At 71.0% G+C, this 24,293-nt stretch carries 24 protein-coding genes; 15 read left to right on the top strand and 9 right to left on the bottom strand.

Annotated features, from left to right (window positions below; translation table 11 throughout):
• Positions 1 to 14: 14 nt before the first annotated feature.
• Together ACFY9I_RS36665 and ACFY9I_RS36670 are read left to right on the top strand one after the other, a co-directional pair.
• Positions 15 to 686, top strand: a complete 672-nt coding sequence (locus ACFY9I_RS36665; protein ID WP_391010043.1) for a response regulator — start codon at positions 15 to 17, stop codon at positions 684 to 686.
• A gap of 32 nt (positions 687 to 718) precedes the next feature.
• The gene (locus ACFY9I_RS36670) at positions 719 to 1,351 is read left to right on the top strand and encodes an AAA family ATPase (protein ID WP_391010046.1); all 633 of its coding nucleotides are present in this window, start codon (positions 719 to 721) and stop codon (positions 1,349 to 1,351) included.
• 113 nt (positions 1,352 to 1,464) lie between these two features.
• Here ACFY9I_RS36670 and ACFY9I_RS36675 read toward each other — a convergent pair whose 3' ends face one another.
• Positions 1,465 to 2,577 (bottom strand): DUF5937 family protein, encoded by a 1,113-nt coding sequence (locus tag ACFY9I_RS36675; protein WP_391010049.1) that lies wholly within the window; start codon positions 2,575 to 2,577, stop codon positions 1,465 to 1,467.
• 102 nt (positions 2,578 to 2,679) lie between these two features.
• Entirely contained in the window at positions 2,680 to 3,903 is a 1,224-nt protein-coding gene (locus tag ACFY9I_RS36680; protein WP_391010052.1) for a beta-eliminating lyase-related protein, read from the bottom strand.
• Positions 3,904 to 4,135: 232 nt separating this feature from the next.
• Between ACFY9I_RS36680 and ACFY9I_RS36685 the strand changes: the two genes are divergently transcribed.
• From ACFY9I_RS36685 to ACFY9I_RS36730, 10 genes are all read left to right on the top strand, one after another.
• Entirely contained in the window at positions 4,136 to 5,083 is a 948-nt protein-coding gene (locus ACFY9I_RS36685; RefSeq protein ID WP_391010055.1) for a DUF2520 domain-containing protein, read from the top strand.
• Positions 5,080 to 6,072, top strand: coding sequence for a pantoate--beta-alanine ligase (gene panC / locus ACFY9I_RS36690; RefSeq protein WP_391010058.1), 993 nt, complete (start codon positions 5,080 to 5,082; stop codon positions 6,070 to 6,072). Before ACFY9I_RS36685 ends, panC begins: the two co-directional genes overlap by 4 nt.
• Complete coding sequence (locus ACFY9I_RS36695) at positions 6,069 to 7,838, top strand: L-aspartate oxidase (RefSeq protein ID WP_391010061.1); 1,770 nt, start codon at positions 6,069 to 6,071, stop codon at positions 7,836 to 7,838. The genes panC and ACFY9I_RS36695 overlap by 4 nt, the downstream gene beginning before the upstream one ends.
• Before the next feature lie 5 nt (positions 7,839 to 7,843).
• Positions 7,844 to 8,836, top strand: a complete 993-nt coding sequence (nadC, locus tag ACFY9I_RS36700; RefSeq protein ID WP_391010064.1) for a carboxylating nicotinate-nucleotide diphosphorylase — start codon at positions 7,844 to 7,846, stop codon at positions 8,834 to 8,836.
• A gap of 15 nt (positions 8,837 to 8,851) precedes the next feature.
• A complete protein-coding gene (locus ACFY9I_RS36705) occupies positions 8,852 to 9,649 on the top strand; it encodes a type III pantothenate kinase (RefSeq protein ID WP_045562636.1) in 798 nt (265 codons plus the stop codon).
• Between the two features lie 293 nt (positions 9,650 to 9,942).
• Complete coding sequence (locus ACFY9I_RS36710; RefSeq protein WP_391010134.1) at positions 9,943 to 10,653, top strand: hypothetical protein; 711 nt, start codon at positions 9,943 to 9,945, stop codon at positions 10,651 to 10,653.
• A gap of 19 nt (positions 10,654 to 10,672) precedes the next feature.
• Positions 10,673 to 10,864, top strand: coding sequence for a hypothetical protein (locus ACFY9I_RS36715; protein WP_391010067.1), 192 nt, complete (start codon positions 10,673 to 10,675; stop codon positions 10,862 to 10,864).
• Positions 10,865 to 10,987: 123 nt separating this feature from the next.
• On the top strand, positions 10,988 to 11,449 hold the full coding sequence (locus ACFY9I_RS36720; RefSeq protein WP_391010070.1) for a BlaI/MecI/CopY family transcriptional regulator: 462 nt from the start codon (positions 10,988 to 10,990) through the stop codon (positions 11,447 to 11,449).
• A 9-nt stretch (positions 11,450 to 11,458) separates the two neighbouring features.
• Positions 11,459 to 11,992, top strand: coding sequence for an amino-acid N-acetyltransferase (locus ACFY9I_RS36725; protein WP_391010073.1), 534 nt, complete (start codon positions 11,459 to 11,461; stop codon positions 11,990 to 11,992).
• Between the two features lie 299 nt (positions 11,993 to 12,291).
• Positions 12,292 to 12,627, top strand: a complete 336-nt coding sequence (locus ACFY9I_RS36730; protein WP_033524724.1) for an Lsr2 family protein — start codon at positions 12,292 to 12,294, stop codon at positions 12,625 to 12,627.
• 37 nt (positions 12,628 to 12,664) lie between these two features.
• Here ACFY9I_RS36730 and ACFY9I_RS36735 read toward each other — a convergent pair whose 3' ends face one another.
• Entirely contained in the window at positions 12,665 to 13,306 is a 642-nt protein-coding gene (locus ACFY9I_RS36735) for an SCO3374 family protein (protein ID WP_391010077.1), read from the bottom strand.
• A 430-nt stretch (positions 13,307 to 13,736) separates the two neighbouring features.
• Here ACFY9I_RS36735 and ACFY9I_RS36740 point away from each other — a divergent pair, with 430 nt between their 5' ends.
• Complete coding sequence (locus ACFY9I_RS36740; protein WP_391010080.1) at positions 13,737 to 16,262, top strand: AAA family ATPase; 2,526 nt, start codon at positions 13,737 to 13,739, stop codon at positions 16,260 to 16,262.
• A gap of 538 nt (positions 16,263 to 16,800) precedes the next feature.
• The gene (locus ACFY9I_RS36745) at positions 16,801 to 17,415 is read left to right on the top strand and encodes a peptidoglycan DD-metalloendopeptidase family protein (RefSeq protein ID WP_391010083.1); all 615 of its coding nucleotides are present in this window, start codon (positions 16,801 to 16,803) and stop codon (positions 17,413 to 17,415) included.
• Between the two features lie 25 nt (positions 17,416 to 17,440).
• On the opposite strand, the gene ACFY9I_RS36750 is transcribed toward ACFY9I_RS36745, so the two are convergent.
• Both ACFY9I_RS36750 and ACFY9I_RS36755 read right to left on the bottom strand, forming a co-directional pair.
• The gene (locus tag ACFY9I_RS36750) at positions 17,441 to 17,629 is read right to left on the bottom strand and encodes a hypothetical protein (protein WP_391010086.1); all 189 of its coding nucleotides are present in this window, start codon (positions 17,627 to 17,629) and stop codon (positions 17,441 to 17,443) included.
• 75 nt (positions 17,630 to 17,704) lie between these two features.
• Positions 17,705 to 18,337, bottom strand: a complete 633-nt coding sequence (locus ACFY9I_RS36755) for a TetR family transcriptional regulator (protein ID WP_391010089.1) — start codon at positions 18,335 to 18,337, stop codon at positions 17,705 to 17,707.
• Between the two features lie 170 nt (positions 18,338 to 18,507).
• Here ACFY9I_RS36755 and ACFY9I_RS36760 point away from each other — a divergent pair, with 170 nt between their 5' ends.
• The gene (locus ACFY9I_RS36760) at positions 18,508 to 20,148 is read left to right on the top strand and encodes a DHA2 family efflux MFS transporter permease subunit (RefSeq protein WP_391010092.1); all 1,641 of its coding nucleotides are present in this window, start codon (positions 18,508 to 18,510) and stop codon (positions 20,146 to 20,148) included.
• Positions 20,149 to 20,497: 349 nt separating this feature from the next.
• On the opposite strand, the gene cseC is transcribed toward ACFY9I_RS36760, so the two are convergent.
• From cseC to ACFY9I_RS36780, 4 genes are all read right to left on the bottom strand, one after another.
• A complete protein-coding gene (gene cseC / locus ACFY9I_RS36765; RefSeq protein ID WP_391010137.1) occupies positions 20,498 to 21,994 on the bottom strand; it encodes a two-component system sensor histidine kinase CseC in 1,497 nt (498 codons plus the stop codon).
• Positions 21,995 to 22,025: 31 nt separating this feature from the next.
• Positions 22,026 to 22,733, bottom strand: coding sequence for a two-component system response regulator CseB (cseB, locus tag ACFY9I_RS36770; RefSeq protein ID WP_391010095.1), 708 nt, complete (start codon positions 22,731 to 22,733; stop codon positions 22,026 to 22,028).
• 72 nt (positions 22,734 to 22,805) lie between these two features.
• Positions 22,806 to 23,480 (bottom strand): hypothetical protein, encoded by a 675-nt coding sequence (locus ACFY9I_RS36775; protein ID WP_391010097.1) that lies wholly within the window; start codon positions 23,478 to 23,480, stop codon positions 22,806 to 22,808.
• Positions 23,468 to 24,019, bottom strand: coding sequence for a SigE family RNA polymerase sigma factor (locus ACFY9I_RS36780; RefSeq protein ID WP_391010099.1), 552 nt, complete (start codon positions 24,017 to 24,019; stop codon positions 23,468 to 23,470). Before ACFY9I_RS36780 ends, ACFY9I_RS36775 begins: the two co-directional genes overlap by 13 nt.
• Positions 24,020 to 24,293: the final 274 nt, after the last annotated feature.

A 24,293-nucleotide genomic window follows, 5' to 3' on the forward strand; every position in this document is an offset into this window, starting at 1 on the left:
AGAAGAGGACCCCGATGGCGATCCGCGTGATGCTCGTCGACGACCAGGTGCTGCTGCGCACCGGGTTCCGGATGGTGCTGGCGGCCCAGCCGGACATGGAGGTCGTGGCCGAGGCGGGCGACGGCGTGGAGGCCCTCCAGGTGGTGCGTTCCACGGAGGTCGACGTGGTCCTCATGGACGTCCGGATGCCCAAGCTGGACGGTGTCGAGGCCACCCGCCGCATCTGTGCGGAACCGAACCCGCCCAAGGTGCTCATCCTGACCACCTTCGACCTCGACGAATACGCCTTCTCCGGGCTGAAGGCGGGCGCCTCCGGCTTCATGCTCAAGGATGTGCCGCCCGGCGAGCTGCTGGCCGCGATCCGTTCCGTGCACAGCGGCGACGCCGTCGTCGCGCCCTCCACCACCCGGCGCCTCCTCGACCGGTTCGCCCCGATGCTCCCGAGCACCGGCTCGGAACCCCGGCACAAGGAGCTGGAACGCCTCACCGAGCGGGAGCGCGAGGTCATGCTCCTCGTCGCCCAGGGCCTGTCCAACGGCGAGATCGCCGCCCGCCTCGTCCTCTCGGAGGCCACGGTCAAGACCCACGTCGGCCGCATCCTCACCAAGCTGGGTCTGCGTGACCGTGTCCAGGTGGTCGTCCTGGCGTACGAGACGGGGCTGGTACGGGCGGGAGGACAGGGGTGAGGCCGGAACGGGGAGGCGGGGGCTGAGGCGTCATGCTCCTGTGGATCAACGGGCCCTTCGGGGGCGGCAAGACCCAGACGGCGCACGAGATCCGGCGCCGCCTCCCGGGCAGCGTCATCTGCGACCCCGAGCACCCCGGTTTCGGTCTGCACCGCATGCTCCCGCCCGAACTGCGCGGCGACTTCCGGGACCTGGCCGCCTGGCGGCAGGGTGTCGTCGAGGTTCTGGACCGCGCGCTGAGCGAGCGGGAGGGCGTGGTGATCGTCCCCATGACGGTCACCGATCCCGGCCACTTCGCTGACACCGTCGGCCGTCTGCGGGAACTCGGCCACGACGTACGGCACTTCACGCTCCTCGCCGAGCGGGGGACCGTGGTGAGGCGGCTGCGCGAACGGGGCTTCGGGCAGCTCCTGCGGTACGTCGCCGGGAAGGACGCCCCGCTCCGCCGGGAGAGCTGGGCACTCTCCCAGCTCGACCACTGCCTGGAACGGCTCCGGGAAGAGGAGTTCGCCGAGCACCTGTGGACCGACCGCACGACCGTCCCGGAGACCGCGGACCGTGTCGCCGCCCTGGCCGGCCTCCGGCTCGCGCCGAACGACGAGGGCGCGCTGCGGACACGCCTGCGCCAGGCGGTGGTGGGCGCACGGCACATCCGGTTCGACTGAGGGCGCACCTGCCTTCCTGAGCACTGTGCCGTCCAGAACGCTGTGCGGTCCCTGGGCGCTGTGCGGTCCCTGAGCGCTGTGCCGTCCCTGGGCGCTGTGCCGTCCCCGGGGCGCTATCTGAGCACCCCTTCCAGGAAGTCGCTCCCCAGCCGCGCCACCGCCGCCGCGTCCAGCTCGTGCAGCACGTACCGGCCCCGGCGGCGCGTCGTCAGAAGGTCCGCCTTCTTCAGGACGGCCAGGTGCCGGGATATCTCCGGTGGTGTCATACCGAGCATCTGGGCCAGCTCGCCCGTGGTGTACGCGCTGCGCGCGAGGCTGCGGCACATGCGCATGCGGACCGGGTGGGACAGGGCGGTCATGCGCAGGGTGATCTGCTCGACGGAGGGCGGGGCGGAAGGCTCCGTGGCGCTCACCGGGTACTGGATGACGGGCTGCCAGCCGAACCGGTGCAGGACGGTGAGGTGGGGCCGGCCGAGGCTGGTCGGCACGAGCAGCAGCCCGCCGTCGCCGGTGTTCGTACGGCTCTCGACCAGCTTGTCCACGGTGATCAGGGCCGCGCCCTCGTCGAAGGTCATCGAGGGGGACGCGGCGGCCAGCGCCTCGGTCAGGCCCCTGTGGCGCAGCACCTCGGTCTTGTGGCGGGCGTCCGCCGCGAGCGGGTGGGCCAGCCGGGACCAGATCTCGGAGAAGAAGGCCTCGTCGCAGTCCTCCAGGAACTGCCGCAGCCAGGCCCGCACACCGGGCGGGTCCGCCAGCAGCCGTGCGGCGAACCGCAGTTGCCCCGGTCCGCGCGCGGTGGCCAGGTCCAGGGCGCGCCGCCCCATCTCCGCGTCGGACAGGGGGCCGGGACGCCGGGAGTCGTACGCGTACGCGGGAGAGCAGACGATCTCCAGTCCGGCGTCCACGAACTGGTCGTCCGTCAGCTTGTCGAGCAGATCCAGGTCGTCGGCGAGTGTCGCGCCCGGGAGCGTGTCGCGGCCCGGGATACCGGCGAACGGCATGAACAGGTCCGAGAACGTCGTACGCCACAGGAAGTCCGCCTCGGACATCCGGTCGGCGAGATGCGCGTCGAGCCGGGCGGTCACCCCGGTCACCCAGCCCTGGCGCCCCGGATGGTGCCCGGGCTCGGCCAGCACGTGCAGCGCCATGCCGAGCTCGGCCAGCGGCGAGGGCACGACGGCCACCCTCTCCGGCCGCAGTCCGGTGATGTCGATGCGCACACTCATGACCACATGGTGCACCCGCCCACCGACAACGCGGCCGCGGCGAGCACGGGCCGGCCCCCGGAAGCGCGGCCCAGCCGCCCGCCCGGGGCACGCCCCCGGCGGCTATTCGCCCGCGACCTTCTCGACCAGTGCCACGAAGTCCCCGACCGCCCGCCGGACGTCGTCCGCCGTCCACTCCAGCGCCGAGGCCCGTACCTCGACCTCCGTGACGGCCAGTCCCGGTCCGCCCCGGTCCCAAGGGCGCGCGAAGAGCAGCGCGTCGGTCCGCTCGCCCTGCCGGACCGAGGCCTCAGCGACGACGTCGGCCTCGTACGGCAGCCAGACCTGGAACTCGTGGGTGTGGGGCTCCTCGGGGTGCACACGGGACCACGGCACCGCGGCCTCCGCGAACCCCTCCCGCAGCGCGGCGGCGACCACGCGCGCGTGGCGCACGTACTCCGGCAGCCGGGGCAGCTCGCGCTCCAGGCCGACCAGGGCCGTGAGGACGGTGGGGAACTGGTGGAAGATCTGGCCTCCGTACCGGTGCCGCCAGGCCTTCGCCTCGTCGACCAGGGTCCTGGGGCCGGCGATCGCGGCACCGCCGTAGGCGTCGAGGGACTTGTAGTACGACACGTAGACGCTGTCGGCGAGGCCCGCGATCTCGTCGAGGGGGCGGCCGAAGTGGGTCGTGGACTCCCACAGCCGGGCCCCGTCGAAGTGGACGACCGCGTCGCGCTCGTGTGCCGCTTCGACGACCTCGGTCAGCTCCTCCCAGGAGGGCAGCAGGAATCCTGCCTCGCGCAGGGGCAGTTCGAGCATCAGCGCCCCGAAGGGCTCGTCGAAGGCGCGGACCTCGTCGGCGGTCGGCAGCCGGGGCTCGCTCGTCAGCCGGACCGGCCGCAACCCGCTGAGGCGGCTGAACGCCTGCCGTTCGTACGTCTCGGGGTGGGCGAGCCCGTGCAGGGCCACGGTCGGGTCTCCGGTGCGGCCCGCCCAGCACCGCAGGGCCACCTGCTGGGCCATCGTGCCGGTCGGGAAGAACGCGGCGGCCTCCATGCCGAGCAGCGCGGCGGTCCGCTCCTCCAGGGTCTCGACGACCCCGTTGCCGTAGATGTCGGCCGACTCGTCCAGGTCGTACACATCCCCGGCCGCGTCCAGCAGTGCCAGCCGCTCGCGGATCGTCGCCAGCGCACTCGACCGTGACAGCACCCGCTCGGCCGTCCGATGGACGGCCCGCCGCCGCTTGTACCGCAGCGTCGCGGGGGACTCCCCGGTCTCCTGCCCCTCCGCCTGGGAAGCCGCCCGCCCGTGTGGCTCTTCCGCCGCCCGCCCCGCCGTATCGCTCATCCCGGGATCCTCCCCCGGCCCGTCCCGCGTGGCACCCGGTTTTCATCCCGGCCGCCCGGGCGTACCGGCCACGTACGCGAAGTGCGGAATTGCCTCCGGACACGACCTGCGCAAACGTCCACCGGCCACCCACAGCCTGTGGACAACCGAACGCCCCTCGAACCAATCGCGTTAACATGACGAGAAATCGTCCGGTACCCGGAGCGGACTGGAACGGGAAGGCCACCAGCGATTGAGTACATTCCAGCAACCAGAGCCGAAGGACCGCCCCGCGCGGCTCACCGTCGGTGTCGTCGGCGCCGGCCGTGTGGGTCCCGCCCTGGCGGCGTCGCTACAGATGGCGGGGCACCGGCCGGTGGCCGTGTCCGGCGTCTCCGAGGCCTCCCGGCGACGGGCCGCCGCGCTGCTGCCCGAGGTGCCGCTGGTGCCCCCGGCCGACGTGCTGCGACGCGCCGACCTGGTCCTGCTGACCGTCCCGGACGACGCCCTCCCGGACCTCGTCGAGGGCCTCGCCGAGACCGGTTCCGTGCGGCCGGGGCAACTGCTCGTGCACACCTCCGGCCGGTACGGCACGAAGGTGCTGGATCCCGCGCTGCGGGCCGGGGCGCTGCCACTGGCGCTGCACCCCGCGATGACGTTCACGGGCACCCCGGTGGACGTGCAGCGGCTCGCCGGGTGCTCCTTCGGGGTCACGGCGCCGGAGGAGCTGCGGCTGGCCGCCGAGGCGCTGGTGATCGAGATGGGCGGCGAGCCGGAGTGGATCGCCGAGGCGAACCGGCCGCTCTACCACGCGGCCCTCGCCCTGGGCGCCAACCACCTGGTGACCCTGGTCGCCCAGTCCATGGAGCTGCTGCGCACGGCCGGCGTCGAGGCGCCCGACCGTATGCTCGGCCCGCTCCTGGGCGCCGCCCTGGACAACGCCTTGCGCTCCGGGGACGCGGCCCTCACCGGCCCCGTCGCGCGCGGTGACGCCGGGACGGTCGCGGCCCATGTCGCCGAACTGCGCGCGCACGCCCCGGCGACCGTCGCCGGGTACCTGGCGATGGCCCGCGCGACCGCCGACCGGGCCCTCGCCCACGGTCTGCTGAAGCCGGAGCTCGCCGAGGACCTCCTCGGGGTACTCGCGGGCGGCACGACCGGAGCCAACGGGAGCGACGGGACCGAAGGGAACGCCCGATGACCACCACCGTGCTGCGTACCGCCGACGACCTGCACGCACGCGCGCGTGCGGGACGCCGGGCCGTCGTGATGACCATGGGTGCCCTGCACGAGGGCCACGCCACGCTGATCCGCGCCGCGCGCGAGATCGCCGGCGACACCGGCGAGGTCGTCGTCACGGTCTTCGTGAACCCCCTGCAGTTCGGCGCGGGCGAGGACCTCGACCGCTACCCGCGCACCCTGGACGCCGACGTCAAACTCGCCGAACAGTCCGGCGCCGACGCGGTGTTCGCCCCGTCCTCGGACGAGGTCTACCCGGGCGGCGAGCCCCAGGTCCGCGTCACCGCCGGCCCCATGGGCGAACGCCTGGAGGGCGCCTCCCGCCCCGGCCACTTCGACGGCATGCTCACCGTCGTCGCCAAACTCCTCCACCTCACCCGCCCCGACGTGGCGCTCTACGGCCAGAAGGACGTCCAGCAGCTCGCCCTGATCCGCCGCATGGTCCGTGATCTGAACTTCGGCGTGGAGATCGTGGGCGTGCCGACCGTGCGCGAGGCCGACGGCCTGGCCCTGTCCAGCCGCAACCGCTACCTGTCGGCCCAGGAACGCCGTACGGCCCTCGCGCTCTCCCAGGCCCTGTTCGCGGGCCGCGACCGGCACGCCGCCCAGGAGGCCCTGCGGGCGCGCGCCCGGGAAGTGCCCGCCACGCGCGCGCGTGCCGAGGCCCTCAGCGCGATCGGCGAGTCCCGCGCGGCCGCCGACGCGCACGCCATGGCCAAGTCCGCGCCCGGCGGCCCGGCCGCCGTGCGTGCCGCCGCCCGTCTGGTCCTCGACGAGGCCCTGCGCATGAAGCCGCCGCTGGAGCTCGACTACCTGGCCCTGGTGGACCCCTCCGACTTCACCGACATCCCCGACGACTTCACCGGCGAAGCCGTCCTCGCCGTCGCGGCCCGGGTGGGGACGACCCGGCTGATCGACAACATCCCCCTGACCTTCGGAGCCGCCTCGTGACCAGCACAGGCATACGCCCGCCCGTCGCCCACGACCACCCTCGAACGGGAGCGCTCGGCGCCCGCCCCTGCTTGCCCGCGCCCGCACCGGGCTGGTCCATCGCAGCCGACGTGGTCGTCGTCGGTTCGGGCGTCGCCGGCCTCACCGCCGCGCTGCGCTGCGAGGCCGCAGGCCTGCGCACGGTCGTCGTCACCAAGGCCCGCCTCGACGACGGCTCCACCCGCTGGGCCCAGGGCGGCATCGCCGCCGCCCTCGGCGAGGGCGACACCCCCGAACAACACCAGGACGACACCCTGGTGGCCGGCGCGGGCCTGTGCGACGAGGAGGCCGTACGACTCCTCGTCACCGAGGGCCCCGACGCCGTACGGCGGCTCATCGAGACGGGCGCCCACTTCGACGAGTCGGAGGGGGGCGGCCTGGAGCTCACCCGCGAAGGAGGCCACCACCGCCGCCGCATCGCACACGCGGGCGGCGACGCGACCGGCGCCGAGATCTCCCGGGCCCTCGTCGAGGCGGTACGCGCGCGTGGACTGCGCACGATCGAGAACGCGCTCGTCCTGGACCTCCTGACCGACGCCTACGGCCGCACCGCCGGTGTCACCCTGCACGTCATGGGCGAGGGCCAGCACGACGGCGTGGGAGCCGTCCACGCCCCCGCCGTGGTCCTCGCCACCGGCGGCATGGGCCAGGTCTTCTCCGCCACCACCAACCCGTCCGTGTCCACCGGCGACGGCGTGGCCCTCGCCCTGCGCGCGGGCGCGGAGGTCTCCGACCTCGAGTTCGTCCAGTTCCACCCGACCGTGCTGTTCCTCGGCGCGGACGCGGAGGGCCAGCAGCCCCTGGTCTCCGAGGCGGTACGCGGCGAGGGCGCCCACCTCGTCGACGCCGACGGCACCCGGTTCATGGTCGGCCAGCACGAACTGGCGGAGCTGGCGCCCCGCGACATCGTCGCCAAGGGCATCATGCGCCGCATGCAGGAGCGCGGCACCGAACACATGTACCTGGACGCCCGGCACTTCGGCGCCCACATGTGGCAGCACCGCTTCCCGACCATCCTCGCCGCCTGCCGCGCCAACGGCCTCGACCCGGTCACCGAGCCCATCCCGGTCGCCCCGGCCGCCCACTACGCCTCCGGCGGAGTCCGCACCGACTCCCACGGCCGTACGACCGTCCCCGGCCTCTACGCCTGCGGCGAGGTCGCCTGCACCGGGGTCCACGGCGCCAACCGGCTCGCCTCGAACTCCCTCCTGGAGGGCCTGGTCTACGCCGAGCGCATCGCCGCCGACATCGCCGCCTCCCACGGCGGGGACGGCCTCCCCGCGCGTGTGCCCCAACCCGTCTCGCACGCCGAGCAGCCCGCGCACCCGCTGCTCGCGCCCGAGATCCGGTTCGCCATCCAGCGGACCATGACCGAGGGCGCCGGCGTCCTGCGCTCCGAGGCCTCCCTGGCGACCGCCGCCGCCGCCCTGGACCGGCTGCACGACGAGGCCTGCGACGCCCTCGCCGAGAACGGCAAGACGGCCGAGCCCGGCACCGACACCTGGGAGACCACCAACCTCCTGTGCGTCGCCCGTGTCCTGGTCGCCGCCGCCCGGCTGCGCGAGGAGACCCGCGGCTGCCACTGGCGCGAGGACCGCGCCGAACGCGACGACGCCGCCTGGCGCCGCCATATCGTCGTACGGCTGAATCCGGACCGGACGCTCGCCGTACACACCACCGATACCGCAGACTTCCCCCCTACCCGGCAGCACCAGCAGGAGCAGTGACAGACGTGAGCACCCCCGACCTTCCCCTCGCCCAGAGCGGCGGCTGCGGCGACGGCTGCGCCTGCGGCGCCGACGACGGCCGCAGCGAGGGCTACGACGCATACGCCGAGTGCGGGCTCGACCCCGCGCTCGCCCAACTCCTGGCCGACGCCGGACTCGACCCCGTGGAAATCGAGGACATCGCGAACGTCGCCATCCAGGAGGACCTCGACCACGGCGTGGACGTGACCACCGTCGCCACCATCCCCGAGGACGCCCGCGCCACCGCCGACTTCACCGCCCGCGAGGGCGGCGTCGTGGCGGGCCTGAGAATCGCCGAGGCGGTCCTCTCGGTGGCCTGCACCGACGAGTTCGAGGTCGAGCGCCACGTCGACGACGGCGACCGCGTCGAGGCCGGGCAGAAGCTCCTCAGCGTCACCGGCGCCACTCGCGACCTCCTCACCGCCGAGCGCAGCGCCCTGAACCTGCTGTGCCGCCTCTCCGGCATCGCGACCGCCACGCGCGCGTGGGCGGACACACTGGAGGGCACGAAGGCGAAGGTGCGCGACACGAGGAAGACGACGCCGGGCCTCAGGTCCCTTGAGAAGTTCGCCGTCCGCTGCGGCGGCGGCGTCAACCACCGCATGTCGCTGTCCGACGCGGCTCTCGTCAAGGACAACCACGTGGTCGCCGCCGGTGGTGTCGCCCAAGCCTTCGAGGCCGTGCGCGCGATGTTCCCCGAGGTGCCGGTCGAGGTCGAGGTCGACACCCTCCACCAGCTCCGCGAGGTCGTCGACGCGGGCGCCGACCTGATCCTGCTGGACAACTTCTCGCCGGTCGAGTGCGAGGAGGCCGTCGCGATCGTCGACGGCCGCGCCCTCCTGGAGGCCTCGGGCCGCCTCACGCTCACGAACGCCAAGGCGTACGCGGACACGGGCGTCGACTACCTCGCGGTGGGAGCTCTGACCCACTCGTCGCCCATCCTGGACATCGGCCTCGACCTGCGCGCGGCCGAGTAGAGCGGGGACGGGGCCATGCTGCTGACCATCGACGTGGGCAACACCCACACCGTCCTCGGTCTGTTCGACGGCGAGGACATCGTCGAACACTGGCGCATCTCCACGGACGCGCGCCGCACCGCCGACGAACTGGCGGTCCTGCTCCAGGGCCTCATGGGCATGCATCCGCTGCTCGGCGAGGAGCTGGGCGACGGCATCGACGGCATCGCGATCTGCGCCACCGTCCCGTCCGTGCTGCACGAACTGCGCGAGGTGACCCGCCGCTACTACGGCGACGTCCCGGCCGTCCTCGTAGAGCCGGGGGTGAAGACGGGCGTGCCGATCCTCACCGACAACCCCAAGGAGGTCGGCGCCGACCGCATCATCAACGCGGTCGCCGCCGTCGAGCTGTACGGCGGGCCGGCCGTCGTCGTCGACTTCGGTACGGCGACGACGTTCGACGCGGTCAGCGCGCGCGGCGAGTACGTCGGCGGCGTCATCGCCCCCGGTATCGAGATCTCCGTCGACGCCCTCGGCGTCAAGGGCGCCCAGCTCCGCAAGATCGAGGTCGCCCGACCGCGCAGCGTGATCGGCAAGAACACGGTCGAGGCGATGCAGTCCGGCATCGTCTACGGGTTCGCGGGGCAGGTCGACGGCGTCGTGAGCCGGATGGTCCGTGAGCTGGCCGATGACCCCGAGGACGTGACCGTGATAGCGACCGGTGGACTGGCGCCGATGGTGCTGGGCGAGTCCTCGGTCATCGACGAGCACGAGCCGTGGCTGACGCTGATCGGGCTGCGGCTGGTGTACGAACGGAACGTGTCGCGTCTTTGACAGCGCCGCACCGCTCGGGCGTGCGAGTGCGGGTGCGAGTGCGGCGGGTGCGGGTGCGGGTGCGTCGGCGAATGCGGGTGGTGTGTGGTTGCTCGCGCAGTTCCCGCGCCCCTGAAAAGGCATGGAAAGGCAGGGGCCGCGCCCGTGCCTTTTCATCGGCCCCCCAGGGCCGGGCGGCGCCCGATCCCCCCAGCCGGGTGGTCCCCCACGCCACACCCCGCCCGGCAGCGCCCTTTTGTCTGATTAGCGCGTATCGTCGCCGCATGCCCACGCCCCACGGAACCCGCGGCGGCATGGCGTTCGGCGCTGACGAGCTGTGTGTGCTCCGTCGTGCCCTCGCCCTCGCCCTCAACCCCAGTCCCGCCTCGGCGAAGGACGTGCAGGACTGCCTCCGGCTCGCCGAGTCCGTCGATGAGACGACCCGCGAGGCCGCCCGTCTGAGGGCCTTCCTGCTGGCCGACCTCGCCCGCTACCGCGCCGCGCTCCCCGGCACGGTCACGGGCTACGCGGCACTGCTGACACAGGCCCTGGACTCCGGGTACCGCCTCCACCCGGACGACCTCGCCGCGCTGCGCGCCCTGCGCGGCAACCCGGCCGCCGCGGCCCTCCTGGAGCGCTGCCGCCCCCTCGTCGAGCAGGACGTGCGCGTCCGTTTCGCGGAGGGGCACGCGGCCACCCCCGTCGTGGTCGTCCCCGCCTCCCGCTACGGCAGCTCCGGTTCCGGCCCCGGCTCCGCCGCCCGCTCCCGGCTCCGCCTCACCGCCCTCCCCGGCGGCCTGTCGGAGCGGGACACCCCCGCGCGCGCCGCAGGCGAGCCGGCCAAGCCGAAGCCCGCCCGGCCGTCCCGGCCCGCCGAGCCCGCCGACAAGCCGGGCCCCGTCCCCCGCCCCGACGCCCCGCGCCCGGCCCGCCGCCCGATCCCCACCCCCGGCGAGGTCTTCCCGCCCAAGCGGAAACCGTCCGCCCCGCCCGCTGGGCCGCCCCAGCAGCTGGCCGCCGTCTAGCCCTGGCTACCCTGGACCCATGGACTACGTCTCCGCGCTGCTGCCCCCCTTCGTGATGGCCGTGCTGTTCATCAGCGTCATCAGGGTGATCGTCAAGACCCAGGGCGGCCCCAACAAGGCCAAGGAGGACGCGGTCGTCGACGCGGCACTCGCCCGCGTGGAGAGCGCCCGCCAGGCCACGGACACCGCCTCCAAGGGCACCGGCGTCTGACGCGACCCGCCTCATCGGCGTACGGCTCGTGGACTTTTCGAGTCGTACGCCCTTTTTGTTCACTTTCTCCGGATAGTGTGCGGAACTGTGCCTCGCCCATTGGGAGAACTCGAAGACGCGGTCATGACGCGGGTGTGGAAGTGGAACCGCCCGGTGACCGTTCGAGAAGTCCTGGAAGACCTTCAGCGGGAACGGTCGATCGCGTACACCACGGTGATGACCGTGCTGGACAATCTCCATCAGAAGGGCTGGGTGCGCCGCGAGGCCGAAGGCCGGGCCTATCGATATGAGGCGGTCTCCACTCGCGCCGCCTACGCGGCCGCACTCATGAACGAGGCCTGGTCGCAGAGCGACAACCCCGCCGCCGCACTCGTCGCCTTCTTCGGGATGATGAGCGAGGAACAGCGTCAGGCGCTCACCGACGCCGTACGCATCGTGGAAGGCCCCGCCGCCGCCAAACCCGAACCGGCCGCGCCCGCCGTCCTCGCCGGCGAAACCCCTGCCGAAACCCTCGATGAATCTGTCGAATCGTCCGGCGAAACGCAGGGGCCCCCCGGCGAATCCCCTGATCTCCCCGGGCGATAGCGTCCACTCATGCCAGCAACGAGTCCTGAAGTCACCGCAAAAGCCATCACCGTCAGGCGGGCTCGGACCGGCGATGTCCCGCACGTGCGCCGCCTCCTCGACTCGTACGTCCAGCGCCGCATCCTGCTCGACAAAGCGACGGTCACGCTTTACGAGGACATCCAGGAGTTCTGGGTCGCGGAGCGGGACGACAGCGCCGAGGTCGTCGGCTGCGGGGCGCTGCACGTGATGTGGGAGGACCTCGCCGAAGTCCGCACTCTCGCGGTGGACCCGGCCGCCAAGGGGCTCGGCGTCGGACACCAGTTGCTGGAGAAGTTGCTGCACACCGCTCGCTGGCTCGGTGTTCGCCGGGTTTTCTGTCTGACCTTCGAAGTGGAGTTCTTCGCGAAGCACGGCTTCGTGGAGATCGGTGAGACTCCGGTCGACACCGATGTCTACGCGGAGCTGCTGCGTTCCTATGACGAGGGCGTCGCGGAGTTCCTCGGTCTCGAACGAGTGAAACCGAACACCTTGGGCAACAGCCGGATGCTTCTGCATCTGTGATCGTCCGCGGATCGGCAAGCAAGCCGGGGTTCCGCAAGCATCGTCAAGGAACCTCGGGAACCTCAAGCCATATTCCGGTGAGGGTGGCCTTGCCCGGGTGCCCTATGTCCGAAACGCGCATGTTTCCGGTCTTCTCCGGGCTCCCCGCCCTCTCCTCGGTCTCTCCCAGGGGTTTGTGTTTTTCTTGGAAAAGCGGTTTGCTTTCCGACGTACTGCAGTACTGCATATAACAGGGGACGCGAAACAGCGGCACACGCCGCCGGCCCTCGGCCCTGAAGTTATCGATGAAAGGAAATCCGGTGGCACAGAAGGTTCAGGTCCTTCTTGTCGACGACCTCGACGGCGGCGAGGCGGACGAGACCGTGACGTTCGCGTTGGACGGCAAGACGTACGAGATCGACCTCACGACCGCCAACGCGGACAAGCTTCGCGGCCTTCTCGACCCCTACGTCAAGGGTGGTCGGCGTACCGGAGGTCGTGCCGCGGGCGGGCGTGGCAAGGCCCGTGCCGCTTCCGGCGGCAGCCAGGACACCGCGGCCATCCGCGCCTGGGCGAAGGAGAACGGCTACGAGGTCAACGACCGCGGCCGCGTCCCCGCCTCCATCCGCGAGGCCTACGAGAAGGCCAACGGCTGAGACCCGACGGGCGGGCGGCCGACGGCCGGTCAGCGGCCTATGAGAAGGCGGCAGGTCGGGTGCCCGCGCGCCGCAGCCGGACGCGGTGGCAGTGTGTGGCCACCGTGTCCACCACACGCACGAGGTCGGGGGCGCCCCCGCCGCCCCCCAACGCCGACATGGTCGGCAGCGAGGGTTCCACCTCGCGCCCCGGCTCGGGGGGCCGCAACCACTCGGCGGCCCCCTGTGATCCGGCCTCCCGCAGTACGCCCCCGAGTCTTCCGGCCCCGCCCGGAGGCGTCGGCGCCACCATGTGACCGCCCGTTCCGACGGCTGTGAGGTCCAGGTCCAGGCCGCCCCAGTCCAGCCACTCCAGCAGCCCCGGCAACTCCTCCGCGCTGCCGGCCGCGACCAGCAGCAGCGCCCGCCCGCCGTGCACCGCCACCGGGGATCCCGCCCCCGGGAGGGGGCCCAGATGCCTGAGCGCCGCGACGCCCGCCTCCGCCGGCACGTCGAGCACATCGAAGCGCAGCCCCGTAAGGAGATGTACGGGCGTCCCGGGCACCGTCGCCCAGTCGAGATCGTTCTCGTACCACTGCCGCACCGCGTCGCACGCGATGTCACCCGGAACACCGCGGGTGATGCCGCCCGATCCGTCGCTCGGGTCGAGCGGTCGGCGGGGAAGGGGGACGATGGCCATGTCAGGAGCAACCGCATGAAGGACCCCGGAGTTACGCTGAGTACGGGTGTGAATGCGAAGAGTGCCGGGAAAGGGGGCGTTCCACGGTGGGCAGCGACGCAAGGATGTTCGCCCTTAGCGGAGGGAACCGGTGCATCCGGCATGGAGTGTCAGTCCCTACGGGTAAGACATCCCTAGTGGGAGGGGGCGACACGCAGGAAAGGCCGTCTCGCGTTCGCCATCGGCGTACTGATGGTGGGGGTAACTGCCTGGCCTGCGGGAACATCGTCTCGCACCATCGGGTTGGAGCAGATGTCGGCGTTCGGGGTCAGGAGGCCAAGGACGGTGTCGGCAGTTGGAATGAGCGGTCCCCGCTTGCGGGACTAAGCTGCGGAAGGACAGGGAGGGGAGCGTCCCCTTACTGCCTGACCGCTCTGAGGAGCGATTAACGATGTTCGAGAGGTTCACCGACCGCGCGCGGCGGGTTGTCGTCCTGGCTCAGGAAGAAGCCCGGATGCTCAACCACAACTACATCGGCACCGAGCACATCCTCCTGGGCCTGATCCACGAGGGTGAGGGTGTCGCCGCTAAGGCCCTGGAGAGCCTCGGGATTTCGCTCGAGGCGGTCCGCCAGCAGGTGGAGGAGATCATCGGGCAGGGGCAGCAGGCCCCGTCCGGGCACATCCCCTTCACCCCCCGTGCCAAGAAGGTCCTGGAGCTGTCGCTCCGCGAGGCCCTTCAACTGGGCCACAACTACATCGGCACGGAACACATCCTGCTCGGCCTGATCCGCGAGGGCGAGGGCGTCGCCGCCCAGGTCCTGGTCAAGCTGGGCGCAGATCTCAACCGGGTGCGGCAGCAGGTCATCCAGCTGCTCTCCGGTTACCAGGGCAAGGAGACCGCCACCGCCGGCGGCCCCGCCGAGGGCACCCCCTCCACGTCCCTGGTCCTCGACCAGTTCGGCCGGAACCTCACCCAGGCCGCTCGTGAGTCCAAGCTCGACCCGGTCATCGGGCGCGAGAAGGAGATCGAGCGGGTCATGCAGGTGCTGTCCCGCCGTACCAAGAACAACCCGGTCCTGATCGGTGAGCCCGGCGTCGGCAAGACCGCCGTCGTCGAGGGCCTCGCTCAGGCCATCGTCAAGGGCGAGGTGCCCGAGACCCTCAAGGACAAGCACCTCTACACCCTCGACCTCGGCGCGCTGGTCGCCGGCTCCCGCTACCGCGGTGACTTCGAGGAGCGCCTGAAGAAGGTGCTCAAGGAGATCCGCACCCGCGGCGACATCATCCTGTTCATCGACGAGCTCCACACGCTGGTCGGTGCGGGTGCCGCCGAGGGCGCCATCGACGCAGCTTCGATCCTGAAGCCGATGCTGGCCCGCGGTGAGCTGCAGACCATCGGCGCCACCACGCTGGACGAGTACCGCAAGCACCTGGAGAAGGACGCGGCCCTGGAGCGCCGCTTCCAGCCCATCCAGGTCGCCGAGCCCTCGCTCCCGCACACCATCGAGATCCTCAAGGGCCTCCGTGACCGGTACGAGGCGCACCACCGCGTCTCCATCACGGACGAGGCCCTGGTCCAGGCGGCCACGCTGGCCGACCGGTACATCTCGGACCGCTTCCTGCCGGACAAGGCGATCGACCTGATCGACGAGGCCGGGTCCCGGATGCGCATCCGCCGGATGACCGCGCCGCCGGACCTCCGCGAGTTCGACGAGAAGATCGCCGGTGTCCGCCGGGACAAGGAGTCCGCGATCGACTCGCAGGACTTCGAGAAGGCCGCCTCCCTGCGCGACAAGGAGAAGCAGCTCCTGGCCGCCAAGGCCAAGCGGGAGAAGGAGTGGAAGGCCGGCGACATGGACGTCGTCGCCGAGGTCGACGGCGAGCTGATCGCCGAGGTCCTCGCGACCGCCACCGGCATCCCGGTCTTCAAGCTGACCGAGGAGGAGTCCTCGCGTCTGCTGCGCATGGAGGACGAGCTCCACAAGCGGGTCATCGGCCAGGTCGACGCCGTCAAGGCGCTGTCGAAGGCGATCCGCCGTACGCGTGCCGGTCTGAAGGACCCCAAGCGTCCCGGTGGTTCGTTCATCTTCGCCGGCCCGTCCGGTGTCGGTAAGACCGAGCTGTCCAAGGCGCTCGCCGAGTTCCTCTTCGGCGACGAGGACGCGCTGATCTCCCTCGACATGTCCGAGTTCAGCGAGAAGCACACTGTCTCGCGCCTCTTCGGTTCGCCCCCCGGGTACGTGGGCTACGAAGAGGGCGGCCAGCTCACCGAGAAGGTCCGCCGCAAGCCGTTCTCCGTCGTCCTCTTCGACGAGGTGGAGAAGGCCCACCCGGACATCTTCAACTCGCTGCTGCAGATCCTGGAGGACGGTCGTCTGACCGACTCCCAGGGCCGGGTCGTGGACTTCAAGAACACGGTCATCATCATGACGACCAACCTCGGCACCCGGGACATCTCCAAGGGCTTCAACCTGGGCTTCGCGGCCTCGGGCGACAAGAAGACCAACTACGAGCGCATGAAGAACAAGGTCTCGGACGAGCTCAAGCAGCACTTCCGGCCCGAGTTCCTCAACCGTGTCGACGACGTGGTCGTCTTCCCGCAGCTCACGCAGGAGGACATCCTCGCGATCGTCGACCTGATGATCGGCAAGGTGGACGAGCGCCTCAAGGACCGGGACATGGGCATCGAGCTCTCCCAGTCCGCCAAGGAGCTGCTGTCCAGGAAGGGTTACGACCCCGTGCTGGGTGCCCGGCCGCTGCGCCGGACCATCCAGCGCGAGATCGAGGACACCCTCTCCGAGAAGATCCTCTTCGGCGAGCTGCGCCCCGGCCACATCGTGGTTGTGGACACCGAGGGCGAGGGCGAGTCCCAGACCTTCACCTTCCGGGGTGAGGAGAAGGCGGCACTGCCCGACGTCCCGCCGATCGAGCAGGCGGCGGGCGGCGCCGGGCCGAACCTGAGCAAGGACGCGTAACCGCTGCGCTCGGCCTGAGCGGAAGGGGCTGCCCCGGGACTTCGGTCCCGGGGCAGCCCCTTTTGCTTTTCCGGTCCGGGTTCCAAGGACGGTGTCGTCTTCCGGCCGTCGGTGGGGTCATCGGGAGAGTTCTCCTCGGGCCGGCGAGTCCTTGAGCCGGGAACCGGCAATTCCTCCCTGGTGAATCGCTGATGCTCCAGCGCCACCGTCAGGCGTCCCGGCGGGGCGTAGTCCGCGTCACAGAACGGGGTTCGCGAAACCGGTTGGCCGGTGACTTGGCGCACAGGATCTGCGTCACGTACTACGCGGAATAGTGGGAGGGTTCGGGTGGTGCGAGTGGGGGTCCGTTTGGGGGTGGGTGTCCGGAAGAGGGTTGTTTCATATGGAGTACGAGTTTCCTTCGTAGGTCACACGTTTGAGCGGTTTGGGGGGATCGGGGTACCAAGGTTGTCCCGTCCGGCGGTCGCAGATGTGCCCCGGGTGGAATCGGTGTCCATCGAGGCACTGTCCTTGTCTCCGTCCCCCGTGAGGTATTTCCATGTCGCAGCGTGTTCGCACTCCCCGTCCCCGTATGTCCCAGCTCCGTGTCCGGGCCGCCGTGGTGGCCGCGGGAATGGGGGTCTCGGGTGTGCTGGGGGTCGGGGTCGCGGCCGCCGCCAACAGTGCCCAGGCCTCGGGTGCCGCTCAGGCCGTGAGCGCCGGCACCGTCCAGGCCGCCGCCGCCAAGAAGGCGGCCTCCTGGGTCAGCCCGGTCAAGGGCTACAAGCTGAGCGCCCGCTTCGCGCAGGCCGGGAACATGTGGTCCGCCAAGCACAGCGGGCAGGACTTCGCCGTGAAGAGCGGCACGGCCGTCGTCGCCGCGCACGGCGGAACCGTCGTGAAGGCCGGCGGCAACGGCGCCGGTGACGGCCCGGCGTACGGCAACGCCGTCGTCGTCAAGCACGGCAACGGCACCTTCTCGCAGTACGCCCACCTCTCGAAGGTCAACGTGAAGGCCGGGCAGATCGTCAAGACCGGGCAGCGTATAGCGTTCTCCGGCAACACCGGGAACTCCAGCGGGCCGCATCTGCACTTCGAGATCCGGACCACCGCGAACTACGGCTCCGCCGTCGACCCGGTCGCCTTCCTGCGGACCAAGGGCGTCACCGTCTGAGGTGCCCCTGCGGGCCCGTGCCGTGTCAGCACGGGCCGTAGTCCTGGCCGGTGCCACACATCGGGGTGTCCTCGTAGTGGCCGATCAGGACCAGCAGAACCAGGAACATCACCACTGTCGCCGCCGCCGTGACGACGAGGGCGAACCTGTGGCGTCGGCGATCGGCCTCGGCCCGTTCCTCGTCGGTCGGGCGGGTGTGTTCCTCGGCGTCCACGGTGTCTCCTCGGTGTGTGTGATCGCCCGGGAGGTCCCCGAAAGCCTATGAAGGTCTATCCCAGTCGGGTGGGCCTCAAGAACTCGGGGTGCCGCCGTGCGCCTGCGTCACCAGATCGATCGCGACCTCCAGGACCGCCGCGCGCTTGTCCTCGGGGTCGCCTTCGACGTCCCGGAGGAAGAGCATCCCGGCGTGCATGCTGAACAGCGCGCTGATGCAGCGGACCTGGTCGGTCAGGGCCGCGTCCGGTTCCTTGATCGCGTCGACCATACGGATCATGCGGTCCTTGAACGTCTCCCCGACGCTCAGTTCGCGTACCGTCGCCTGGTTCTCCTGCATGAAGCGGAAGAGGGGGGCCACGTCGGCCAGGGCCACGCTGTAGCGGCGGAGGATCTCCCGCTTGGTGTCGAGGGTGCGCGGCTGGGTGCCGGCCCACTCGATCAGTTCGTCGATCGGGCGCTGCAGATCCTGGAAGAGGCCGATGAGGATGTCTTCCTTGGTCTTGAAGTGGTAGTAGAGCGCCGCCTTCGTCACATCGAGGCGCTCGGCGATCTCCCGTAGCGAGGTCTTCTCGTACCCCTGTTCCGCGAAGAGTTCGAGGGCGACCTCCTGGATGCGCTGACGAGTATCGCCTCGGCGCTGCCGCTTCGGCATCGGACCGGTCGCCCCGCCGCCGACCGTCGCGCCCTCGTCTGTCGTGCCGCTCATCCTCGTACTCCTCGCCGTCACGGAAGGGCTGGTCGGTCGGTCAAGTCTCGACCAAGCCCACGGAACTTACTTGACGCCCGGCTAGTTAGGGACCTAGCTTCCTCAAGTGTAGTCAACTAGCCGGGCGGCAAGTAAGTGGCTTGGAGCTCCGGGGGGAGTGGAGGACCGCGATGAAAGCGGAGAAGAAGACGGAAGTGAGCGGTGGGGCCGAGGCGGACGGGCCGCAGCCGCGCAGTGTGCGGGTGGTGCTGCTGGCGCTCATGATCGCCATGCTGCTCGCGATGCTCGACAACATGATCATCGGCACCGCGATGCCGACGATCGTGGGCGAGTTGGGCGGGCTCGAACATCTGTCGTGGGTTGTGACCGCGTACACGCTCGCCACCGCCGCCTCCACGCCCATCTGGGGCAAGCTCGGCGACCTGTACGGCCGCAAGAGGATCTTCATGACCTCGATCGTGATCTTCCTGATCGGGTCGGCGCTGAGCGGGATGGCCCAGGACATGAGCCAGCTCATCGGGTTCCGGGCGGTGCAGGGGCTCGGGGCCGGCGGTCTGATGGTCGGCGTCATGGCGATCATCGGGGACCTGATACCGCCGCGTGAGCGGGGCAAGTACCAGGGGATGATGGCCGGCGTGATGGCCCTCGCCATGATCGCCGGGCCGCTGGTCGGCGGTTCCATCACCGACCACTGGGGATGGCGCTGGTCCTTCTACATCAACCTGCCGCTCGGGATCGTCGCGCTGATCGCCATCAGTGCCGTACTGCATCTGCCGAAGCCGTCGCGCGAGGGGCGGTCCGCGCGCACCATCGACTACCTGGGCGCGGCGCTGCTGACCGTAGGCATCACGGCGATCGTGCTGGTCACGACGTGGGGCGGGACCGAGTACGCCTGGGGGTCGGCCGTCATCATGGAGCTGACCGCGATCGGCGTGGTGTCGCTGACCGGGTTCCTGATCGTGGAGAAGCGGGCGGCGGAGCCGGTGATACCGCTGCACATCTTCCGGAGCCGGAACTTCACGCTGATGGCCGTGATCGGGTTCGTCACCGGGTTCGTGATGTTCGGGGCGGTGCTCTTCCTGCCGCTGTACCAGCAGTCCGTGCAGGGTGCGTCCGCGACCAACTCCGGGCTGTTGCTGCTGCCGATGCTGGGGGCGATGCTCGCGGTCTCCATGGTGGCCGGGCGGGTGACCACGGGGAGCGGCCGGTACAAGGTCTTCCCCGTCGTCGGCAGCGGACTGATGATCGTGGGGCTGTTCCTGCTGGCACAGATGGACACCGGTACGAGCCGGGTGACGTCCGGGGTCTTCATGGCCGTGCTGGGGGCCGGTATGGGGTGTCTGATGCAGATCACCATGCTGGTCGCGCAGAACAGTGTCGAGATGAAGGACATGGGGGTCGCGTCGTCGACGAGCACGCTGTCGCGGACGCTCGGGTCGTCCTTCGGGGTCGCGATCATGGGGGCGCTGTTCAACAGCCGGGTGCAGGACGTGATGGCCGAGCGGGCCGGGGCGTTGGGGTCCAAGGTCACGGAGCAGTCGGCGCAGCTGGACGCGGCGAGTCTGGCGAAGTTGCCGGTGGCCGCGCGGGAGGCTTACCAGTACGCGGTGGCTTCGGGGACGCATGCGGCGTTCTTGCTGGGGGCGGTCGTGGCTGTGGTGGCGCTGGTGGCCGCGGTGTTCGTGAAGGAGGTGCCGTTGCGGGGGGCGGGGGGTTCGCCTGCCGGGGCGGATGAGGTGGACGCGGCGGATCAGGTGGATGAGGCGGCGGAGCGGCGTGGGGATGGGGCGAAGGAGACGATGGCTGTCTGAGGGGCTGGGGGCGCCGGGGGTCTTCGCCCCCGCCGCCCCTACCCTTCCCATCCCGAGGGGCTGTGCCCCTTCGACCCCCTGAGCGCCTTATGGCTCGGGGGGTCGGGTTTGTGGCGGGTGCGGGTTCGTGGGGGCTTGTCGCGCAGTTCCCCGCGCCCCTCAAGGACCAGGCCCTCGGGCCTGGCAGACCAGGCCCGATCGCCTGAAGGCCAGGCTCTGCGGGCTGGAAAGCACGGGGCGCAGGCCCTGCTTTTCAGGCTTTTCAGGGGCGCGGGGAACTGCGCAAGCATGACCCCGCACCCCCACTCGGCCGCAGTCGCCCATGGGGTACCCGGCCGGCCCCGAGTGATCAGACGCCCGTGTCCCCGGGCAGCGGCAGCATCGGGTAGCTGCCCGTGTTCGTCGGGGCGTGTTCCGGGAGCCAGAGCACGGCGACGGCACCCTCGGACGGCACGCCGTCCGGGGACCCGGGTGGGCGGATGTTGCGGAAGGTGAGGCGGGCGCCGAGGACACGGGCCTGGCCTGCGGCGATGGTGAGGCCGAGGCCGTGGCCCTGGCCCGCGCGGTCCGAGGCGCCCGTGCGGAAGCGGCGGGGGCCGTCGGCGAGGAGGTCCTCCGGGAAACCGGGCCCGTGGTCGCGGACCCGGATCACGCGCCCCTCGACCGAGACTTCGATCGGTGGTCTGCCGTGCTTCGCCGCGTTGGCCAGGAGGTTCAGCAGGACGCGTTCCAGGCGGCGCGGGTCCGTCGTCACCGCCGACTCGTGCACGATCTGTACCCGCGCTCCCGCGTCCTTCGCCGCCACCCGCCGGGCCACGAAGTCGCCCAGCATGATGTCCTGCAGCTCCGCCCGCTCGGAGGCCCCGTCCAGCCGGGCCACCTCCAGGACGTCCTCGACGAGCGTGCGCATCGCCTGGGCGCGGTCGCGGACTAGTTCGGAGGGACGGCCCGGAGGCAGCAGTTCCGCCGCCGTCAGCAGGCCGGTCACCGGGGTGCGCAGCTCGTGGGCGATGTCCGCGGTCACCCGGCGCTCCGCCTCGATGCGCTGCCGCAGCGTGTCGGCCATGGCGTCCACGGCACGCGCCAGCTCCGCGGTCTCGTCCCGTACGGCACCGCCGATCGCGTCCTGCACCCGCACGTCGGTCTCGCCCTTGGCCACCTGATGGGCGGCCGCCGCGGCCTTGCGCAGCCGGCGGGACATCTGGCCGCCGATGAGCACACCGAGGGCCGAGCCGCCGAAGACGACCGCGATCGAGCCGATGAGCAGCGCCTGGTCCAGGTCCCGCATCACGGCGGAGCTGTGATCGGTGAAGTCGGTGTGCAGGGAGAGGACCCGCTTGTCCTTCAGTGGGACCGCCGCCCAGATGTCGGGCACGCCGTTCTCACCCTCGGAGACATAGGTGGCCCGGCGGCCCTCCGCCACCTTGGCCAGCAGGTCCCTCGGGATGTCGGGGTCGTCGATCCGCACCCCGAAGGCGCCGGACTTCAGCGGGCGGCCCGACTCGTACATCCGCTGGGCGACCTGGATGCGCTCGTTGGCCAGGTCACGCGAGTTGTCGAGCATCGACACCCGCGCGGCGTTGTGCACGACCAGGCTCAGCGCGATCGCCACCAGTGCCCCGACGAGAGCGATCGCCGCGCTCAGTTGCCATCGCAGGCCGGTGCGGAGGCCCGGGACGAACCCCGAGCCCGCATGTCCGGCGCGGCCGTCGGCGGCGGTCCCGGTCACCGTCCCCACGGTGGTCCCGCCGACCCCGTGGGCGGAACCGCCCACGGCGGCGGCGCCCGACCCGCTCGCGAGACCCGTGGCGACCGGCGCCGCGGCGCCCCGCCCGCCTCCTCGTATCCCCCTGGGCTTCATGTCGATCCCGTCCCGCTCAGGCCTTGAGCTTGTAGCCGAAGCCGCGGACCGTCTCGATCCGGTCCTGGCCGATCTTGGCGCGAAGCCGCTGGACATGGACGTCCACCACCCGGGTGTCGCCACCCCAGCCGTAGTCCCACACGCGTTCGAGCAGCTTGTCGCGGGAGAGGACCGTGCCGGGGGCGGACGAGAACTCCAGGAGCAGCCGCATCTCCGTCGGCGTCAGCGCCACCGGGACCCCGGACCTCCGTACCTCCATGCCCTCGGTGTCCACCACCAGTTCACCGAAGGTGAGCACCCCGCCGGTGGCGGCGCCCTCGGCCTCGTCGGCCTTGGCGTCACCGCCGCTCGCATGACCGAAGCGGCGCAGCACCGCGCGGATCCGGGCGACCAGGACGGCACCGTCGAACGGCTTGGTCACGTAGTCGTCGGCGCCCGCCTCCAGGCCGAGCACGACGTCGATGGAGTCGGCGCGCGCGGAGAGCATGATCACGGGGACCGTCGACTCGTCACGGATACGGCGGCACAGGGAGACCCCGTCCAGGCCCGGGACCATGACGTCGAGGAGGGCGATGTCGGGCCGGTCCGCGCGGAACGCCTCCAGCCCCGACAGCCCGTCGGGCATGGCCGTGACCGCGAAGCCGTCCCGCTCCAGCGCGAGCTGGGTGGCCTCGCGGATGACGTCGTCGTCCTCGACGAACAGGACATGGGTCTGCTCTGCCATCCGGTGATCTCGTTCACTCTCGGTCGAAGTTGATCAGTATCAGTCGTGTGTGGACCGGTGTCGGTACCGGCCTCAGCTCGGTTCCGGGGTGGCGGACTCCGCGCCGCCCACGGCGGTGCTGTACTCGGTACGCGAACTGGACCGCTGGACGAAACCGTCCTTCATCCAGCGGTAGGTCGTCACTTCCTCGCTGGACGGGTACGACGACCGGTCGCCGTTCTCGTACAACTGTCGGGTGACCAGCAGGTCGCCCCGGTCGATCTCCGCGTAGACGGGCGGCTGTTCGGAGAGGAAGACGCTCCGGTACCGCCCCTTGTCCGCGCGGTACACGTACGACGCCACACCGACGGCGTCCGCGCAGGTCATGACATTGACCACGAGGTCTTCGGCCGAACCCCCGGTGAGATCCCCGTAGGTCACGTCGACCGGGTACTCGTCGGCCACGCACGGCCGCAGGTCGCTCTTCACCGCCTTGTCGACCTCCGGGTCCGCCCGCACCATGCGCACGACCTCGTCGATGCTCGGGTGATCGCCGTCGGCGGGGGCCGAACCGGAGACGGACGGCGAAGCGCCCGCTGCGAGGGAGTCGTTGTCGGCCGGTCCCTCGTCGCGTGCGCCGGTCCCGCCCGTACCGCAGGCGGAGACGGAAAGGCCGAGGGCGGCGAGCACGGCCACCGCCGTGATCACCGCCTTCGTGGCCCGCCTGGCCCCTGGATCGGGGCCGGCCGCTGTGCTCAGGCCGCGCAACGCTCCTGCTCCTTGCTCAGTTCGAGCGCGCGGGCGGCGCGCTCTTCGAGGTCCCGCGACTCCAACTCCTCGCGGAGCCGCGCCAGCGCACGGTGGAGCGTGCTCTTGACCGTGCCGGCCGACATGCCGAGGGCGGCGGCCGTCTCCTCCGTGGACATCTGCTCCCAGTGTCGCAGCACCACGACACTGCGCTGCTTGGGAGCCAGCACCTTCATGATGTCCATGAGGAGGGCGCGGTCGGCGTGCTGTTCGGTGGAGTCGTCGATGCAGGCGTCCGGGAGCTGCTCGGTCGGGACCTCCTCCAGCTTCCGGGCCCGCCACCACTCCGTCCGCGTGTTGATCATGACCCGGCGCAGATACGCGTCCGCCAGCCGCTTGTCCGCGATGCCGTCCCAGCGGCCGTACGTCCGCGCCAGCGCCGTCTGCAGCAGATCCTGGGCGTCGACCGGGTCCGGAACCAGCCGACGGGCGCTGCGCAGCAGCGCGTCCTGCCGGGTACGGACGTACTCCTCGAATTCGAGCACCTCGCCGTGCGCCATGATCAACCGCCTCCGCTCCCCGTTCCGGCGGGCGCGCTGTCGCGCGCCGCCGGTTGTCCGCCGCTTCGTGTCGCTGGTGCGACCGCTGGTGCGTGCCGCTCGCTCCGCCGGATCCGCTGCTCGGTCTCGCGGGTTCCTGCGGTACGCCAATGAAGCTACGGAGGGGTTGTCACGGTGACGTCCGAGCCAGCCTGCGGAGAACGCTCGGCTGTCCGTCGGTTGTGTAACGAAAGTAGGAACGGGGTAAAGCGGACTGGTCTTTCGGGCGGGGATG

The sequence above is a fragment of the Streptomyces sp. NPDC012510 genome, assembly GCF_042955065.1.
Taxonomy (GTDB): domain Bacteria; phylum Actinomycetota; class Actinomycetes; order Streptomycetales; family Streptomycetaceae; genus Streptomyces.

Coding starts and splice junctions, on each gene's coding strand:
- ACFY9I_RS36665 (WP_391010043.1), top strand. CDS start 15: ATGGCGATCCGCGTGATGCTCGTCGACGACCAGGTGCTGCTGCGCACC.
- ACFY9I_RS36670 (WP_391010046.1), top strand. CDS start 719: ATGCTCCTGTGGATCAACGGGCCCTTCGGGGGCGGCAAGACCCAGACG.
- ACFY9I_RS36675 (WP_391010049.1), bottom strand. CDS start 2,577: ATGAGTGTGCGCATCGACATCACCGGACTGCGGCCGGAGAGGGTGGCC.
- ACFY9I_RS36680 (WP_391010052.1), bottom strand. CDS start 3,903: ATGAGCGATACGGCGGGGCGGGCGGCGGAAGAGCCACACGGGCGGGCG.
- panC (WP_391010058.1), top strand. CDS start 5,080: ATGACCACCACCGTGCTGCGTACCGCCGACGACCTGCACGCACGCGCG.
- ACFY9I_RS36705 (WP_045562636.1), top strand. CDS start 8,852: ATGCTGCTGACCATCGACGTGGGCAACACCCACACCGTCCTCGGTCTG.
- ACFY9I_RS36710 (WP_391010134.1), top strand. CDS start 9,943: ATGGCGTTCGGCGCTGACGAGCTGTGTGTGCTCCGTCGTGCCCTCGCC.
- ACFY9I_RS36715 (WP_391010067.1), top strand. CDS start 10,673: ATGGACTACGTCTCCGCGCTGCTGCCCCCCTTCGTGATGGCCGTGCTG.
- ACFY9I_RS36720 (WP_391010070.1), top strand. CDS start 10,988: ATGACGCGGGTGTGGAAGTGGAACCGCCCGGTGACCGTTCGAGAAGTC.
- ACFY9I_RS36725 (WP_391010073.1), top strand. CDS start 11,459: ATGCCAGCAACGAGTCCTGAAGTCACCGCAAAAGCCATCACCGTCAGG.
- ACFY9I_RS36735 (WP_391010077.1), bottom strand. CDS start 13,306: ATGGCCATCGTCCCCCTTCCCCGCCGACCGCTCGACCCGAGCGACGGA.
- ACFY9I_RS36740 (WP_391010080.1), top strand. CDS start 13,737: ATGTTCGAGAGGTTCACCGACCGCGCGCGGCGGGTTGTCGTCCTGGCT.
- ACFY9I_RS36745 (WP_391010083.1), top strand. CDS start 16,801: ATGTCGCAGCGTGTTCGCACTCCCCGTCCCCGTATGTCCCAGCTCCGT.
- ACFY9I_RS36755 (WP_391010089.1), bottom strand. CDS start 18,337: ATGAGCGGCACGACAGACGAGGGCGCGACGGTCGGCGGCGGGGCGACC.
- ACFY9I_RS36760 (WP_391010092.1), top strand. CDS start 18,508: ATGAAAGCGGAGAAGAAGACGGAAGTGAGCGGTGGGGCCGAGGCGGAC.
- cseB (WP_391010095.1), bottom strand. CDS start 22,733: ATGGCAGAGCAGACCCATGTCCTGTTCGTCGAGGACGACGACGTCATC.
- ACFY9I_RS36780 (WP_391010099.1), bottom strand. CDS start 24,019: ATGGCGCACGGCGAGGTGCTCGAATTCGAGGAGTACGTCCGTACCCGG.